The sequence below is a fragment of the Streptomyces sp. NPDC102462 genome (assembly GCF_044765425.1).
Classification (GTDB): Bacteria; Actinomycetota; Actinomycetes; order Streptomycetales; family Streptomycetaceae; genus Streptomyces.
Window position 1 is genome coordinate 21,475 of the sequence record NZ_JBIWKB010000039.1, and the last position, 16,647, is coordinate 38,121.

Annotated in this window: 13 protein-coding genes and 1 pseudogene; 5 read left to right on the forward strand and 9 right to left on the reverse strand. The window is 72.2% G+C overall.

The window, feature by feature from the left end; all coding sequences use genetic code 11:
• Positions 1–182 precede the first annotated feature (182 nt).
• The 3 genes from ACIRFL_RS28685 (at position 183) to ACIRFL_RS28695 (ending at position 2,201) form a co-directional block, all read left to right on the forward strand.
• A complete protein-coding gene (locus tag ACIRFL_RS28685; RefSeq protein WP_404034007.1) occupies positions 183–533 on the forward strand; it encodes a metal-sensitive transcriptional regulator in 351 nt (116 codons plus the stop codon).
• A gap of 561 nt (positions 534–1,094) precedes the next feature.
• Complete coding sequence (locus tag ACIRFL_RS28690) at positions 1,095–1,952, forward strand: hypothetical protein (protein ID WP_404034009.1); 858 nt, start codon at positions 1,095–1,097, stop codon at positions 1,950–1,952.
• Between the two features lie 78 nt (positions 1,953–2,030).
• Entirely contained in the window at positions 2,031–2,201 is a 171-nt protein-coding gene (locus ACIRFL_RS28695) for a hypothetical protein (protein ID WP_404034010.1), read from the forward strand.
• Here ACIRFL_RS28695 and ACIRFL_RS28700 read toward each other — a convergent pair.
• The 7 genes and pseudogenes from ACIRFL_RS28700 to mshD form a co-directional block, all read right to left on the reverse strand.
• Positions 2,191–2,619, reverse strand: coding sequence for an NUDIX hydrolase (locus tag ACIRFL_RS28700; RefSeq protein ID WP_404034012.1), 429 nt, complete (start codon positions 2,617–2,619; stop codon positions 2,191–2,193). The genes ACIRFL_RS28695 and ACIRFL_RS28700 overlap by 11 nt on opposite strands.
• Positions 2,620–2,699: 80 nt before the next feature.
• Positions 2,700–3,764, reverse strand: a complete 1,065-nt coding sequence (locus ACIRFL_RS28705; RefSeq protein ID WP_404034014.1) for a CHAD domain-containing protein — start codon at positions 3,762–3,764, stop codon at positions 2,700–2,702.
• On the reverse strand, positions 3,745–6,156 hold the full coding sequence (locus ACIRFL_RS28710; protein ID WP_404034016.1) for an RNA degradosome polyphosphate kinase: 2,412 nt from the start codon (positions 6,154–6,156) through the stop codon (positions 3,745–3,747). The genes ACIRFL_RS28705 and ACIRFL_RS28710 overlap by 20 nt, the downstream gene beginning before the upstream one ends.
• A 267-nt stretch (positions 6,157–6,423) precedes the next feature.
• The gene (locus ACIRFL_RS28715; protein WP_404034018.1) at positions 6,424–7,464 is read right to left on the reverse strand and encodes an ABC transporter permease; all 1,041 of its coding nucleotides are present in this window, start codon (positions 7,462–7,464) and stop codon (positions 6,424–6,426) included.
• The gene (locus tag ACIRFL_RS28720) at positions 7,461–8,387 is read right to left on the reverse strand and encodes an ABC transporter ATP-binding protein (protein ID WP_404034020.1); all 927 of its coding nucleotides are present in this window, start codon (positions 8,385–8,387) and stop codon (positions 7,461–7,463) included. Before ACIRFL_RS28720 ends, ACIRFL_RS28715 begins: the two co-directional genes overlap by 4 nt.
• Positions 8,388–8,497: 110 nt before the next feature.
• Positions 8,498–8,863, reverse strand: a pseudogene (locus ACIRFL_RS28725) (GntR family transcriptional regulator); the annotation flags it as partial.
• Between the two features lie 186 nt (positions 8,864–9,049).
• Positions 9,050–9,976, reverse strand: a complete 927-nt coding sequence (gene mshD, locus ACIRFL_RS28730; RefSeq protein WP_404034022.1) for a mycothiol synthase — start codon at positions 9,974–9,976, stop codon at positions 9,050–9,052.
• A 168-nt stretch (positions 9,977–10,144) separates the two neighbouring features.
• Between mshD and ACIRFL_RS28735 the strand changes: the two genes are divergently transcribed.
• Both ACIRFL_RS28735 and ACIRFL_RS28740 read left to right on the forward strand, forming a co-directional pair.
• Positions 10,145–11,959, forward strand: a complete 1,815-nt coding sequence (locus tag ACIRFL_RS28735; RefSeq protein WP_404034024.1) for a bifunctional metallophosphatase/5'-nucleotidase — start codon at positions 10,145–10,147, stop codon at positions 11,957–11,959.
• Positions 11,960–12,481: 522 nt separating this feature from the next.
• Positions 12,482–14,248 (forward strand): ABC transporter ATP-binding protein, encoded by a 1,767-nt coding sequence (locus tag ACIRFL_RS28740; RefSeq protein WP_404034026.1) that lies wholly within the window; start codon positions 12,482–12,484, stop codon positions 14,246–14,248.
• A gap of 177 nt (positions 14,249–14,425) precedes the next feature.
• On the opposite strand, the gene ACIRFL_RS28745 is transcribed toward ACIRFL_RS28740, so the two are convergent.
• Positions 14,426–15,892, reverse strand: a complete 1,467-nt coding sequence (locus ACIRFL_RS28745) for a sensor histidine kinase (protein WP_404034028.1) — start codon at positions 15,890–15,892, stop codon at positions 14,426–14,428.
• Positions 15,889–16,623 (reverse strand): response regulator transcription factor, encoded by a 735-nt coding sequence (locus ACIRFL_RS28750; protein WP_404034030.1) that lies wholly within the window; start codon positions 16,621–16,623, stop codon positions 15,889–15,891. Before ACIRFL_RS28750 ends, ACIRFL_RS28745 begins: the two co-directional genes overlap by 4 nt.
• Positions 16,624–16,647: the final 24 nt, after the last annotated feature.

Consider the following 16,647-nt stretch of genomic DNA (forward strand, 5'->3'; position numbering starts at 1 on the left):
TCCTTGGGGTGCATCGGTTTCGGTCAGCCTGATGCTAAGCGCATCATCCGGCCACGGCTAAGGGGCCGTCCCCCAGTGTCGCCCATCAGACAAAATGATCAGCACGGGGGCGTACCAAGGGCCCTATACCCAGCAAAGTTCGTTACGATATACCCGCTAGGGGTATGTGTCTGGAGGACGCGATGACGACCACCGAGGCCGGCGCGACGGCGCCCTCCGAGAGCCCGCTCGGGGGCACCGGCGAGAATGTGACGCACGGGTACCACAAGCAGAAGGACGAGCACCTCAAGCGGCTGCGGCGCATCGAGGGGCAGATCCGCGGGCTGCAGCGGATGGTCGACGAGGACGTCTACTGCATCGACATACTCACACAGGTGTCGGCCTCCACGAAGGCCCTGCAGTCCTTCGCGCTGCAGCTCCTGGAGGAGCACCTGCGGCACTGCGTCGCCGACGCGGCCGTCAAGGGCGGCAGCGAGATCGACGCGAAGGTGGAAGAGGCGACGAAGGCAATCGGCCGCCTGCTGCGCACCTGACGCTTCCGCGCCCTTTTCGACCGGCCGACGGCTCCCCAACCACTGACGCCGGATCGTCCGCGCCGCTGCCCGGCGGGCGCCCCGTTTGCCGGGCGCGCCCTCGGCTCGGTTGCCGCCGGTCGCTTGGGAACCACGGGATGTGCCGCGCTGTGCCGTCGGGTGTCTGCGGCTGCATCGTGGCTGGTCGCGCAGTTCCCCGCGCCCCTTTGGGGCGCTGTCCTGACCGCCAGGGACTTCGCCGGGCTTGCTCAGAGGCTTGTTGTGTGGGTTGTTGCGTCTGTGCGGGCCTGGCTTCTTGCTCGGCGGGCCGGGCCGCGCCAGCCGCAGGTGCAGCGGGCCACGCAGAAGCTTCCCTGCTCAACGGTCGTCGTACGGTGTTGCTGTCCCTCGCGGGCCCGCCCCGGCCCGTCCTGCTGCGCCACTTGGACAACGTTACCGAGTCCGCGGGCGACGGGAGCCCGTGGGCCCGCCGGCCCGCCGGCACGCGTGACGGCGCCCCCTACCCGTCGTTAACCGGAACGACAGGGGGCCCGTGACGGACGTACCGGGGGTAGGCAGGCGATGGATCGGCGGCAGCACAGGAAGGCGGGCGGCACGGTCGTCGCTGTGGTCATGCTGGTGGGCGTGTGTGCCACGGGGTGCGCCGGCAGCGGCGTCGCCGCCGACGCGCGCGGCCCGGCCGATCCGGTCACCACCCTGCACCGCGCCGCCGACGACCTGCGCGCCGCGGGCAGCTCCCGGGCGGGCACGTCGATGGAGATGGCGACCGGCGGCACCCGGGTCACCATCCGCGGCAAGGGCGTCTACGACTACCGCAGGCAGCTCGGACAGCTCACGGTCGTGCTGCCGCAGGACCCGACGGGCGCCACCGAGCACCGGCCCATCACCGAACTCCTCGCCCCGGGCGCGCTCTACATGAAGAACCGGGGTGCCGGGGTGCCCGCCGACAAGTGGGTCCGGGTCGACACGGCGACCCTCTCCGACGGCAACCTGGTGACGGGCGGCGCGACCGACCCGTACGCCGCCGCCGAGCTGCTGCGCGGCACGCGGACGGCGACGTATGTGGGCCGGACCGAGGTGGGCGGCACCGCGGTGCGGCACTACCGGGGCACCGCCGACCTCGCCGCGGCGGCCCGGGCGGCCTCGGCGGGCAACCGGGCGGCCCTCGCGGCGGCGGCCAAGGGCTTCGCGACGGCCGAGGTCCCCTTCGACGTCTACCTCGACGACCAGGGCCGCATCCGCAAGCTCAGGCAGCGGTTCAGCTTCGTCAACGGCCAGCAGAAGACCCCCGTCGCGGTCGCCTCGACGACGCTGCTGTACGACTTCGGCACCGACGTGGACGTACGACTGCCGCGCCCGAAGGACATCTACGCGGGCCGGATCGCGGAGGACCAGCCGGCGGATCACCCCGGGGAATAGCCCGTCCGTGCCATGCGCGATGTGTAGACCACTGCCTACCCTAGGAAGTCGGTGACGGCAGGGACGAGGTGATGCAGCGTGGCTCCGGGCGGCGGTACGGCGGTTCAGGACCACGTGGCCCTCGCCGAGATCGAACTGTGCGGCGAGCTGATCATCGCGGCGTCGGCGGCCGACGAGGACCGGCTCAGCCTGGAGAGCATCGACGAGATCCTGAGAGTGGCCGAAGAACGCACGGCCCTCACGGGCTGACCGGGAAGCACTGCCGGAGCAGGGCATCGACCAGGCCCCGGTCGCGTGGCTGGGTGAGACGGGCGCGGGCCGCGGCGGGGGAGAGCCACAGGATGCGGTCCACCTCGTGGTTGGGCGCGAAGTGGCCCGCGGTGGCCTCGGCCGCCCAGTAACGCACTTGTTTGGGACGGCCGTTGGCCGGATAGCGCAGGGTGGGCAGTTCCCCGCCGGGCGCGGCGGCGTACCCGGTCTCCTCCGACACCTCCCGCAGGGCGCCGGCCAATGCCTCCTCGCCGCGCTTCAACTTGCCCTTCGGGTGGGACCAGTCGTCGTACTTCGGCCGGTGGACGAGGCAGATCTCCACGCGGCCGTCGACGGGGGAGCGGCGCCACAGGACGCAGCCGGCCGCCTGGACGGTGGTGTCATTCGTGCTGCTCACCGGTTGGTCACCCTCCTGGTCCGTGAGGCTCCTTCGGCTTCGGGGTCGGTTCGGGGCGTTCGGGGGCCGTCGGCTTCGGGTCAGGGCGCGCTGACCGTCTGCTTCTGCCAGGACCGCTGGAACTCGAACCGCGCGGCCTCCACCTCGTGCCGCTGGTCGGCGTGGAGCACGCCGAGCGCGTACGCCGTCGCGGGCGCGATGCGCGGGGTGCGGGCCGCCTGTGCCGCCGCTCCGGCCGCTTCCGCGGCGTCCCGGTGCCGGTCAAGGGCGCGGCCCGCCGTGAGCAGCCGCAGGTCGGCCGGGGGCGTGTCGAGCCCGCCGCCGCACAGCACCTCACGGGCGTAGCGGTGCAGCCGCAGCAGCAGGCGCACCTGGTGCCAGGGGCCGTCCTGCGGATGCGGGGCGGGCTCCGGGGACAGCCCGTGGACCAGCGCCTCCGCGTTGTACGGGTGCCCGGCGGTGACCAGGGGCAGCGCGGCGACGGCGTCCATGAGCCGTTCCTCCGCCGCCGCGGCGGCCGGACGCAGGTCGGTGCCGACCGCGGCCGGGGTGAGCGGAACCTCGCTGGCCAGGACGGCGACCTTGTCGGCGACCGCGTGGAAGCGGGAGGAGCCGAGGGCCTGGAGTGCGGTGGAGTGGGCCCGGGTCCGGGCCAGGGTGAGCTGGCGTTCGAGCAGGGCGCCCGCCTTGGCCGCGCCCACGGTGAGATTGCCGCGCTCCTGGGCGGCCGGTCCGGAGCCGGGAGCCGCCGGACCGGCACCCGCGGTCACCGACTGCGCCGGGAACGACGTCGAGCCGGACAGCCGGTGCAGCGCGAGCAACAGCCGTTCCAGGCGCGCCTCGTACGCGTGCTCCATCCCCAGCGTCCCCGAGAGCCAGGCCAGTTCGGGGCGCATCTCCTCCGACCAGTCGGCGTCGAGGAGCGGGCGGAAGGTGTGCAGGCTGCCGCTGATGCGGCGGGCCGAGCGGCGCAGGGCGCGTGCCGCGTCGACGGACTCCTCCGGGCCGGCGGACGTGCCGGTCTCCCGGTGCAGCCGCAGCGCGCGCAGGAACTCCGTGGCCTGGGCGCGCAGATAGCCCGCGAGGGCGTCTCCTGTCGTCAACCCGGCCGCGGGATCCGTCGGTTCAAGGTGTTGCTGTGCCACGCCGGCGCCTCCGGGCGTCTATGAGCATCTCCTGGATGTTGCGCAGGGGCTGTCCGTCCGCGTCGGCCGCGTGCCGGGTCCACTCGCCGTCGGGGCCCAGGTGCCAGGAGGAGGTGGTGTCGGACATGCCGGTGTCGAGCAGCCTGTTGAGGGCCGCCCGGTGGGCCGGGTCGGCGACCCTGACCAGTGCCTCGATCCGGCGGTCGAGGTTGCGGTGCATCATGTCGGCGCTGCCGATCCACACTTCGGGCTCGCCGCCGTTGCCGAAGACGAACACCCGGGAGTGCTCCAGGAAGCGGCCGAGGACGGAGTGGACCCGGATGTTCTCCGAAAGGCCCGTGACGCCCGGCCGGAGCGCGCAGATCCCGCGCACCCAGACGTCCACCGGCACGCCCGCCTGGGACGCGCGGTAGAGGGAGTCGATGACCGCCTCGTCCACCATGGAGTTGACCTTGATGCGGATGAGGGCGGGGCGGCCCGCACGGTGGTGCTGGGCCTCCTTGTTGATGCGTGATATCAGCCCGTCCCGCAGGGACTTGGGCGCGACCAGCAGCCGGCGGTAGGTCTCGCGGCGCGAGTAGCCGGAGAGCCGGTTGAACAGGTCGGACAGGTCGGCGCCGACCTGCGGGTCCGCCGTCAGCAGGCCCAGGTCCTCGTAGAGCCGGGCCGTCTTCGGGTGGTAGTTGCCGGTGCCGACATGGCTGTAGCGGCGCAGCGTGTCGCCCTCCTGGCGCACCACCAGGGACAGCTTGCAGTGCGTCTTCAGGCCGACCAGGCCGTACACGACATGGCAGCCGGCCTCCTCCAGCTTGCGCGCCCACTTGATGTTGGCGTGCTCGTCGAAGCGGGCCTTGATCTCGACCAGGACGAGGACCTGCTTGCCGGACTCGGCGGCGTCGATGAGCGCGTCGACTATCGGGGAGTCGCCCGAGGTCCGGTACAGGGTCTGCTTGATCGCGAGGACGGCGGGGTCCTCGGCCGCCTGCTGGAGGAATGCCTGCACGGACGTCGAGAACGAGTCGTACGGATGGTGCAGCAGCACGTCCCGCCTGCGCAGGGCGGCGAAGATGTCCGGCTCGGAGGCCGACTCCACCTCGGCGAGGTCGCGGTGGGTGCCGGCGACGAACTTCGGGTACTTCAGCTCGGGCCGGTCGAGGCTGTGGATGCGGAACAGGCCGGTGAGGTCGAGGGGGCCGGGCAGCGGATACACCTCGGCCTCGCTGATCTTCAGCTCGCGCACCAGCAGGTCGAGCACTTCGCGGTCGATGGACTCCTCGACCTCCAGGCGCACCGGCGGCCCGAAGCGGCGCCGCATGAGTTCCTTCTCCAGGGCCTGGAGCAGGTTCTCGGCGTCGTCCTCCTCGACCTCCAGGTCCTCGTTGCGGGTCACCCGGAAGGCGTGGTGCTCCAGCACCTCCATGCCCGGGAACAGCTCTTCGAGGTGGGCGGGGGCGGCGATGACGTCCTCAAGGGGGACGTAGCGGCCGGGGGCGGCCTCCAGGAACCGGGACAGCAGCGGCGGCACCTTCACCCGGGCGAAGTGCTTGTGGCCGCTGACCGGGTTGCGCACCACCACAGCCAGGTTCAGGGACAGCCCGGAGATGTACGGGAAGGGGTGCGCCGGGTCGACCGCCAGGGGGGTCAGGACCGGGAAGATCTGGTGCCGGAACAGGGTGAACAGGCGGGCCTGCTCCTTCTCGGCCAGTTCGTTCCAGCGGACCAGGTGGATGCCCTCCTCCGCGAGGGCGGGGGCGACGTCCTCGTGGTAGCAGGCGGCGTGCCGGGCCATCAGCTCGCGGGAGCGGGCCCAGATCATCTCCAGCACCTCGCGGGGCTGGAGGCCGGAGGCGGACCGGGTGGCGACGCCCGCCGCGATGCGGCGCTTGAGACCGGCCACCCGGACCATGAAGAACTCGTCCAGGTTGCTGGCGAAGATCGCCAGGAAGTTCGCCCGCTCCAGGAGGGGCGTGTTCGGGTCCTCGGCGAGTTCGAGGACCCGTTCGTTGAACGCGAGCCAGCTGCGCTCCCGATCGAGGAACCGACCCTGCGGCAACTGGACGCCGTCGGTCTGCGACTCCTCGTACCCGTCGAGATCGGCGTCGAGGTCGGGTGCCAGGTCGGAGACCGCCGCCGCCACGGTGTGCGGGCGGTGCGCGGCAATGGAGCCCACGGAGGGCTGCGCGTTCGCATGGCTGCCGAGGCCCGCAGGGCCCCCACCGAGGGTGGTGGTGGGGGACGGCTGGGCCTCTGCCCGGGTGTTCTGGCTCATATGCCCATTGTTCCGCGCGACCAGGGAGAAGGGCGCGTCGGAACGTGCGGGAGGCAGTCTCACGTTCCCGTTCCCACCGGACCCCTCGGGGGGCGGCGAAGGCTCTGGCGCGGCGGTCTTCATTGGCTGAGCGTCGCAAGCCCGTCTGAATCGACGGTTACGGAGACATGACGTGCGGGATAGCGCGGGGCGGCTCCCCGGCGTCCGCCAAGGCCGCGGCCCGTACGACGGCGAAGGTCCGGCGGGTCGTACGGGCGGTGACGGCGACGCATGCGCGCCGCCGGTGCTGCGGGTTTCCTGCGTGGCCGGAGGGACGGGAGGGCCGGCGTGCCGGGGCCCGTGCGGCGCGGTGTGCCGCGCCGAAGGGGGGCGTGGTCCAGGCCGGGCCGCTCAGGCGGTGGTCCGCTGCGTGGTCCGGGGGGCCCGGGGGGTCGCGGTGCGGCGGCGCAGCAGCCAGAACGCCGCGGCCGTGCACAGTCCGGCCACGGCCAGCACGAGCGCGCCGGTGGTCAGCTGGAGCGGCCAGTAGTGGGAGACGGGGTGGTAGGTGTTGTAGTAGCCGACCGCGTCGAGGTTTTCCAGCATCTGGCCGCAGCCGCCTGACGTGGCCGCGTGGCACTCGGGCTGGGGGATGTGCGCGCCGCTCGCGGTGACCAGGCCGTGGTCGACCTCGACTCCGGAGTAGAGGTGTCCGTAGCGGTCGTCGAGGCCGGTCACCTCGGTGACAGCGGGCCACAGGTGCGGCATCAGCTGCTGGGCCGTGATCCACACGCCGGCGGTCAGCGCGAGGCCGAGCACCAGCGCGGGCAGGGTGCGGCGGCGCAGCAGGCCCGCGAGGACGCCGACGGCGAGTCCGGCCAGGGCGAGGGCGACGGTGGTCGGGCCGTTGGCGTGGAAGGTCCACACGTCGTGCCACGGCTTGCCGTTGTCGACGCGGCCCTGGGCGGCCGACCACGCCCTGCGGTGCAGCAGCACCAGCAGGCTCGTGCCCGCGGTGATCGCGGCCGCCGGCACGGCCATGCGGAGGGCCAGCCAGCGGGTGGGGCCGACGCCCTGGGTCCAGGCGAGCTGGGCGGTGCCGGACTCCAGTTCGCGGCCGGTGAGCGCGGCGCCCGCCCAGGCGGCCACCAGGAGCGGCAGTCCGGTCAAGGCGACCGTGAGGTAGTTGTAGGCGGACTTGTACAGGAGGATCGCGTCCTGGTCGTAGGCGCACCGCGGGGTCATGCCGCAGGCGTTGTACTGCCGCCAGCCCTCGGCCGCCGCGTCGGTGAGCGGTCCGGCGAGCCACAGCAGCAGGGCGGAGCCGAGCAGCACGAGTACGGTCCACACGATGAGCGCGGGCCGGTGCAGGCGCAGCAGCCAGCGGGTCAGCCGGGGGCCGCCGTGGACGGGGGCGGTGCTGGGGGCGGCCGGGGCGGTGAGGGCGGTCACGCGGCGGTCTCCTCGGTCTGCTGGGTCTGCTCGGTTTCCGCCGGGGCGGTGGTGGTCAGGGCGGGCGCCTCGGGGTTGCGCAGATGCGCGAGGATCAGGTCCTCCAGCGTCGGCGGGCCGGTGCGCCAGTCGGCGGGCAGCGGGGCGCCCCGGCGGATCAGGGCGCTCAGCTGGCGTCCGGTGGTCCGGGACTCCACGACGGTGTGGGCGCTCAGGTCGGCGGAACCGGCGGGCGCGCTCACCCGGGTGTGGGCGGCCAGCAGCTCGTCGATGTCCCCGGCCAGCCGGACCCGGCCGCCGCCGAGCAGCAGCAGATGGTCGCAGGAGTCCTCCAGTTCGGCGACCACGTGCGAGGACATCACGATGGTGGTGCCGTGCTGCGCGGACTGCCCCATCAGCACGCCCGTCAGGTCGTGCCGGGCCAGCGGGTCCAGGTCGGCCATCGGCTCGTCCAGGAGCAGCAGTTCGGTCCGCTTGCCGAGGGCCAGGGCGAGGGCGACCCGGGTCTGCTGCCCGCCGGACAGCGACCGCACCCGGGCGTCCGGGTCGAGGCCGCCCGCGGCCACCACCCGCTCGGCGGTGGCCCGGTCCCAGCGGCCGGGGTTGAGGTCGGCGCCCATGCGCAGCGTCTCGGCGATGGTGAGCTGCGGGTGCAGCGGCTTGCTCTGGGCGACGAAGCCGACCCGGGCGCGGGCCCGTGCCGGATCCGTGCCGAGGACGCGGAGGCTGCCCTCGGTGGGAACGAGCAGCCCGGCGGCCAGGGCCAGGAGCGTGGACTTGCCCGCGCCATTGGGTCCGGCGACGGCGCAGACGCGCCCCGCGGGCAGCCGGAACGCGCAGTCGCGCAGCGCCCATCCTCCTCGCCGGCCGAAGCGCTTGCCGAGCGCGGCCGCCTCCATGGCCGCTCCGGTACTCGTCGTCATGACTGTTCTCCCTGGAAGTGCGGCTCGGCGTGCTGCTCGGCCTGTCCTTCGGCGTGCGGCTCGGCGTGCTGATCGATGTCCTGCTCGGGGTACTGACCGACGTGCTCGGCGTGCTTTTCGAGTACGGCGGTGAACAGAGCGGCGATGTCGTCCCGGTCGAGCCCGGCCTGCCGGGCCCGGGCCGCCCATGCCTCCAGCTCGGCGCGCAGGGGTGACTCGGCCGGGGCGGAGCCCAGCGTGCGGCGCACGAAGGTGCCGAGCCCGCGCCGCGCCTCGACCAGCCCCTCGCGTTCCAGCTCCCGGTACGCCTTGAGGACCGTGTTGGGGTTGATGGCGGTGGCCTCCACGACCTCGCGGGCCGTCGGCAGCTGGTCACCGGGCCGCAGCAGGCCCAGCCGGATGGCCTGTTTGGTCTGCTGGACGATCTGCACGTAGGTGGCCACGCCGCTGTGCCGTTCGATGCGGTACTCGACCACTCGGACAACCACCCTTTCACTAATTGAGTAGTGAAAGGGTGTTGCAAGGGTGCCCCAGAAGTCAAACCGCAGAAGTCAAACCGCCGGCTCAAGGAGGCCCGGCCGCGCGGCCGGGCCTCACCTCACCTCTGTGGTTCCGATCTCTTCGTACGTCCGTGCCCTCATGGACTCATGGACTCATGGTCCTCATGTCTCCGTGCGGTACATGAGGTCGGTCTCGTGGGTCACGAAGCCCAGCCGTTCGTACACGGACACGGCCGCCGTGTTGTCGGCGTCGACGTACAGCATCGCCGTCGGCAGTCCCTGCGCGGCCAGGTGGCGCAGGCCGATGGTCGTCAGGGCCTTGCCGAGGCCGCCGCCCTGGGCGCCGGGTGCCACGCCGAGCACATACACCTCGCCCAGCTGCTCCTCCGCGTGCACCTTGGTCCAGTGGAAGCCCACCAGTTGCCCCGCCCGTTCGGCGAGGAAGAAGCCGGCCGGGTCGAACCAGGGCTCGGCCTCGCGGTCGTCCAGGTCGCGCTGGGTCAGTGAGCCCTGCTCGGGATGGTGTGCGAAGGCCGCCGCGTTGACGGCGAGCCAGGCCGCGTCGTCCCGCCCCGGCACGAACGTGCGCACCGTGACGCCCTCCGGCAGCCGTGGCTCGGGCAGCCGGAGTCCGGTCAACGGCCGCCGCATCTGGCGCAGTTCGCGGAACAGGGACATCCCGAGCACCTGGGCGAGGTGGCGGGCGGCGGGGTGCCCGCCGTGCGCCCACACCCGCAGCCGCTTCCCGGACGCGGCGAGCAGCGCCGAGCCGAGCGCCCGGCCGTGCCCGTGCCCCCGGTGCGAGGGGTGCACGACCAGCTCGGCGGCCGGCGCCTCCACCGGGTCGGTGTCCTCCAGCTGGGCATAGCCGACGAGTTCGTCGCCGACGCTGAGCAGCAGATGGGAGACGCCCTCGCGGGCACCCCCACGCAGTTGCAACCGGCCCTGCTCGGACACCGCCTGCTGTCCGTCGGTCGCGGCGGCCGTCGCGAGCAGATCCAGAACGCGCTCGGCCTGGTCCGGGGAGAGCGCCGAGCAGGTCTCGATGGCGCGGGAAGGGAAGGGCGGTGCGGCGTCGTCGCTGGTCATGCGTACGAGGGTACGGGGAGCCCGCGGCAAAGTGGTGACAAGGGCAAACGCAAAGACGTCAGCAAAGGGAAACCAGGATGTAACCATGAACCCCCTGTCGCGCTACGCGCGTTGAATCTAGGCTGCGCCATCGGACTCACTCGTCACAATCAGCCCACAGGGGGGCACATGCCGACGCCAGCCCATCCGCGTCACCGCGGCAGACGCCGCACGCACACGTTTCTCGCGACCGCCGCCGGTCTCGCCACCGTCGCGGCCCTGGCCGCCGCGCTGCCCGCGCAGGCGCACGACGACCGGGACGACCACGGCGGCCACGGTCGTCCGGGCCGCTACCAGGACGTCCAGCTGCTCTCCTTCAACGACCTGCACGGCAACCTGGAGCCGCCGTCCGGCTCCTCCGGCCGGGTCACCGAACTCCAGTCGGACGGCACCACGAAGACGGTCGACGCGGGCGGCGTCGAGTACCTGGCGACCCATCTGCGCCAGGCCCGCGCCGGCCACCCGTACTCCATCACCGCGGCCGGCGGTGACATGGTCGGTGCCTCTCCGCTGATCTCCGGCCTGTTCCACGACGAGCCGACCATCGAGGCGCTCAACGGCCTGGACCTGGACGTCACCTCCGTGGGCAACCACGAGTTCGACGAGGGCGCCAAGGAACTGGCGCGGCTGCAGAACGGCGGCTGCCACCCGACGGACGGCTGCTACGACAAGAAGAAGAAGTTCACCGGCGCCGACTTCCCGTACCTCGCGGCCAACGTGCTGAACGAGAAGACGGACAAGCCGATCCTGAAGCCGTACTGGGTCTGGAAGAAGAAGGACGTCAAGGTCGGCTTCATCGGCGTCACCCTGGAGAACACCCCGGGCATCGTCTCCGCCGAGGGCGTCAGGGGCCTCAAGTTCAAGGACGAGGTCGAGACGATCAACAAGTACGCCAAGGAGCTGCAGCGCCAGGGCGTCCAGTCGATCGTGGCCCTGATCCACGAGGGCGGCTTCCCGGCCTCGTCGAGCTACAACTACGACTGCGACTCCTCGGGCGCCGGCGCCGGCATCTCCGGCCCGATCGTGGACATCGCGAAGAACGTCACCCCGGCGGTAGACGCGCTGGTGACGGGCCACACCCACAACGCGTACGTCTGCACCATCGACGACCCGGCGGGCAAGCCGCGCATGGTCACCTCGGCCGCCTCCTTCGGCCGCCTCTACACGGACACCACGCTGACCTACGACCGGGTGACCGGTGACATCGCCCGTACGGCGGTGAAGTCGGCGAACCGCGTGGTCACGCGCACCGTGCCCAAGGCGGCGGACATGACGCAGCTGATCTCCAAGTGGAACACGCTGGCCGCGCCCATCGGCAACCGCCCGGTCGGCTACATCTCCGGCGACATCGCCAACACCGGTACCGAGTCCCCGATGGGCGACCTGATCGCGGACGCGCAGCTCGCCCACGGCCGGGAGCTGGACCCGAAGACCTCCCTGGCGCTGATGAACCCGGGCGGCGTGCGGGCCGGCCTGACGTACGCGGCCTCGGGCGCCGAGGGCGACGGCGTCGTCACCTACGCCGAGGGCTTCACCGTCCAGCCGTTCGCCAACACGGTGAACCTCCAGGACCTCACCGGCGCGCAGCTGATCCAGGTGCTGAAGGAGCAGGTGAGCGGCGCCAACGCCGCCGCGCCGAAGATCCTCCAGCCGTCGGCCGGGCTGACCTACACGCTGGACCTGACGAAGTCCGGCGCGGACCGCGTGGTCACCGACTCGATCCGGCTGAACGGCGCCGCGATCGACCCGGCCGCCACCTACCGGGTCGCCTCCAACAGCTTCCTCGCGGGCGGCGGCGACGGCTTCACCACGCTGGGCCAGGGCACCAACCCCCTGGTGGGCGCGGACGACCTGACCGCCCTGGCGAACTACCTGACGGCCAACTCGTCGGCGGGCAACCCGATCGCGCCCCCCGCGGCGGACCGGATCACCATCGTGCGGTAATCCGCACAGCGGCTGCTTCCCGGCTCGGGCCCGGTACGTACTCCGGTACGTACCGGGCCCTTGGTGTTCCATAAAACCTGTGTGAGCCACCAAGTGGTTCCGCATTGCAGCTGAAAATTCATCTCAGGCTCAATTAACCCAGGTCTCACCGGAATTGGCATTCTCCGGCGCTCGGCTCCCGTAGTGTTTTCCATGTCGAAAGCGAAAGGCGCGGACGACATCGAAACAAGGAGAAGACATGAGCTTCCACAAGGTCACCCCCGTCAAGAAGACCCGCAAGCCTGCCCCGGCCGCGAAGAAGCCGGCGCCGAAGAAGCCCACTCCGAGGCGGCGTCCGGTCGGCGGCGAGCGCTGACCAAGAATTCACCTGAGTAAATCACAGGGAATTCCCGGGAAGAGGGGAAAGGCCCGCCACGAGGCGGGGTCGTCGGGTCGAGTACGCGCGCACCGATGACCCCGCCTCGGCCGTGTCCGCAGCCGCCACCCCGGTCCCGTGTCCCCTGATCCGCAAGGGAGTTGACCATGAGGGAAGCCCGCCGGGCGTTCTGCCGCTTCTGGCCGCTGACCCGCGGCGACCGCAGCGGGCTCGCGCTGATCGTGGCCTGCGTGGTGGTCTCCGCGCTCACCGAGACCGCCGCCATCCTGCTCTTCGCCGACCTCACCGACCACGCCCTGCAGGCCGGTTCGCTGTCCGCGTTCTGGGGCCCGGCCGCCGCCTGGCTGGGCGTCGCCGCCCTCGGCGCGCTGGTCGGCTACCTCGGCAACTCGCTCGCCACCTGGACCGCCGAGCGGTTCGTGCGGCGGCTGCGCGCGCACGCCTTCCGGCATGTGCAGGGCCTGCCCCCGCACTTCTTCCAGCGGCACCGCCAGGGCGACCTGGTCGAGCGGCTCACCGGTGATGTCGAGGCCATCGAGCAACTGGTCGTCTCCGGGGTGGTCGGCTCGATCGGGGCCGCCTTCTCCGCCGTCTTCTACGCCGCCGCCGCGTTCTGGCTGCGCTGGGACCTGGCGCTGGCCACGTTCCTGCTCGCGCCCCTCTTCCTGCTCGCCGCCCGCCGCTTCGCCGGCCGCGTCAAGAAGGCGTCCCGGGACGAGCGGGCCGCCGACGGCGCGATCACCTCGGTGGTGACCGAGGCGCTGGGCAACATCGTGCTCACCCAGGCCTACAACCGCCGCCGCGACGAGGAGGCACGGCTCGACGCCGAGGCCCGCGCCTGGCAGCGGGCCAGCGTGCGCGGGGCGCGGCTGAGCGAGCTGTACGAGCAGTTCGTCGAGGTCGTCGAGACGGTGTGCGTGCTCACGGTGATCGGGCTCGGCGTGTGGGAGATCTCCGCGGGGCGTATGACGCTGGGCCAGCTGCTGGCCTTCGCCGCCTTCCTCGGCTACCTCTACCCGCCCGTGCGCGCCCTCGGCCGGCTCGGCCTCACCGTCACCGAGGCCGTGGCCGGCGCCGAACGCATCGGCGAGATCCTGGACGCCGAGCCCGCCGTCACCGACCCGGCCCGGCCGGTCCCCGCCTGGCCGGTGCGCGGCCGGATCGACTTCGAGGGCGTCCGCTTCCGCTACCCGGACGCGCCCCGCACCGCCCTGCGGGACGTCACGTTCGGCGCGGGCCCCGGAGAACTGGTCGTCGTCACCGGTGAGAGCGGCGCCGGCAAGTCGACCCTGACCGCGCTGCTGACCCGCTTCTACGACCCCTCGGCCGGCACGATCCGCCTGGACGGCGTGCCGCTGACCGACGTACCCCTCGACTTCCTGCGCGAGAACATCGCCCTGCTTCCGCAGCGGACGCCGGTACTCAACGGCACCGTCCGCGAGAACATCGCGTGCGGCCGGCCCGGCGCGAGCGACGCGGAGATCGAGCGTGCGGCCCGCGAAGCGGCGGCGCACGACTTCGTCGCGGCACTGCCCGACGGCTACGACACCCGTATCGCCCCCGGCACGGCGGCCCTGTCCGGCGGCCAGCTGCGGCGCCTGGCCATCGCCCGCGCGATGCTCCGGGCCGCCCCGGTCCTCGTGCTGGACGAGCCGACGGCCGGCCTGGACGCGGTGGCCGCCCGTCAGGTGGTGCGGCCCCTGCGCCGGCTGATGGCCGGCCGGACCACGATCGTGATCACCCACGACCTGACGCTGGCCCCGGACGCCGACCGCATCCTGGTCGTGCACCACGGCCGACTGGTGGAAACGGGCACCCACACCGAACTGCTCGCCCACGGCGGCACATACGCCCGGCTGGCTGACCCTCGGCCGGCCGGCCGCCCGGAGGACACACTGATCCTCCGGCGGTAGGGCCGGACGGCCGCGGGGGGTGGTGGTACGGGTCGCCCCGGGAGGGGCGCGGGGAACTGCGCGCCCGGCCACAACGCACTCGCAGTCGGACAACGACGCACAACGCCCGCCCCCAGCGGAGCGTCCCGTACGGCCTGGGAGCGGTAGGTCAGCCCACTGTGGAAGGCGGCGGCACCGTCACGGTACCTGTACCAGTTCCGGTGGGGCCGTGGGTGCGCCGGGCAGGCGGATCGTGGCCACCGTGCCGCCACCCTCCGCGGGGGCCAGGGACACCTCGCCGCCCGACTGCTGGACCGTGCGGGCCACGATCGACAGGCCGAGGCCCGAACCCGGCAGCGCCCGCGCGCTCGGGGAGCGCCAGAACCGGTCGAAGACATGCGGCAGTTCCTCGACGGCGATGCCGGGACCGTGGTCCCGGACGGTGAGCACGCCCTTGTCCAGGGCCACGTCCACCGTGCCGCCGTCGGGGCTGAACTTCACCGCGTTGTCGAGGACGTTGACGATCGCCCGCTCCAGCGCGGACGGTTCGCCGCGGACGTACCACGGCGCCAGGTCGGCCGTGATCGTCAGCTCGGGGCCGCGCAGCCGGGCGCGGCGCAGCGCCGTCTCCACCGTGTCGTGGAACGCGATCACCTGGACCCGTTCGCCGCGCTGGCCCTCCGAACGGGACAGCTCCTGGAGGTCACCGATCAGCGACGCCAGCTCCGTCATCTGCGCCTTCACCGACGTCAGCAGCGCCTTGCGGTCGGCCGGCGGTAGGGGCCGGCCGGTCTCCTCGCTGCGGGTGAGCAGTTCCACGTTCGTGCGCAGCGAGGTGAGCGGCGTCCGCAGTTCATGACCGGCGTCCGCGATCAGCTGCTGCTGCAACTCGCGCGAGCTGGCCAGCGCGGACGTCATCGAGTTGAACGACCGGGACAGCCGGGCGATCTCGTCCTCGCTGTCGTCCACCACCGGGATGCGGATGGTCAGGTCCTCGGTGCGGGCGACGTGTTCCACCGCCTCGGTGAGCTTGTCGACCGGGCGCAGCCCGGCCCGGGCCACGGCGAGACCGGCGGCGCCGGCCCCGACGACCCCTATCCCGGAGACCAGCAGCAGCACCAGGGCCAGGTCCTTGAGCGTGTTCTCGGTGCCCTTGAGGGGGACGGCGGCCATGAGGGCCGCGTTGCTCTGGGAGATCGGGCTGCTGATGGTGAGGGGCGCGGTGAACACGCGTACCCGGTTGCCCTCCGCGTCGGTGCCGTTGTGGAAGACACCCTTGGCGCCTTCGACGTCCGCGTTCTTGATCACGTCCTCGTCGGTCGGGGTGACCTTGATCCGGCCGATCGAGCTCTGGAAGAGACAGGGGGTCCCGTCCGAGGTGACCACCTGGGAGTAGCTGTTCCCGAGGCCGTTGACGGCGATCGGGGTCTGCGTGCAGTTGGTGAGCGCGGTCTTGATGTTGTCGAGGTCCTGGGGACGGCCCCTGACCATGGCCAACGCGGACTTCTGCAGGTCGTTGTCGAGCTGCTCGTACAGTTTCCCCTGCACGATGAACCAGCAGGTCACCGAGACCGCCGCGACCGCGAACGCCACCGCGGCCGCCACCAGCAGGGACAGTCGCGAGCGGATCGGCAGGGCCCGGAACCGGCGTGCCAGCCGTGTCACTCGGCGCCGCCCTGGCGCAGCACGTACCCCACGCCGCGGACCGTGTGGACGAGCCGCGGCTCGCCGCCCGCCTCCGTCTTGCGGCGCAGGTACATGACGTACACGTCCAGCGAGTTCGACGACGGCTCGAAGTCGAAGCCCCAGACCGCCTTCAGGATCTGCTCACGGGTGAGCACCTGGCGCGGATGGGCCATGAACATCTCCAGCAGCGTGAACTCGGTGCGGGTCAGCTCCACCTGCCGGGTGCCGCGGGTGACCTCGCGGGTCGCGAGGTTCATCCGCAGGTCGCCGAAGGTGAGGGCTTCGTCCTCCGGGGTGGCGCCGGCCAGCGAGGCGGCGTACGAGCTGCGCCGCAGCAGCGCGCGGATGCGGGCGAACAGCTCGTCCAGTTCGAACGGCTTGACCAGGTAGTCGTCGGCCCCGGCGTCCAGGCCGGTGACCCGGTCGCCGACGGTGTCGCGGGCCGTGAGCATCAGGATCGGTGTGGTCTCGCCCGCACCGCGGATGCGGCGGGCGGCCGTCAGGCCGTCCATGCGGGGCATCTGGATGTCCAGGACGACCAGGTCGGGCCGGTACGCGGCGGACTTCTCCAGCGCGTCGGCGCCGTCGACGGCGACCTCGGTGTCGTACCCCTCGAAGGCAAGGCTGCGCTGGAGCGCTTCGCGTACGGCGGGCTCGTCGTCGACGATCAGGATGCGCTGCGGGTCACGGTCGCCTTCGGCGGAGCTCATCGTCGGGGTTTCCTCGGGGGTGGG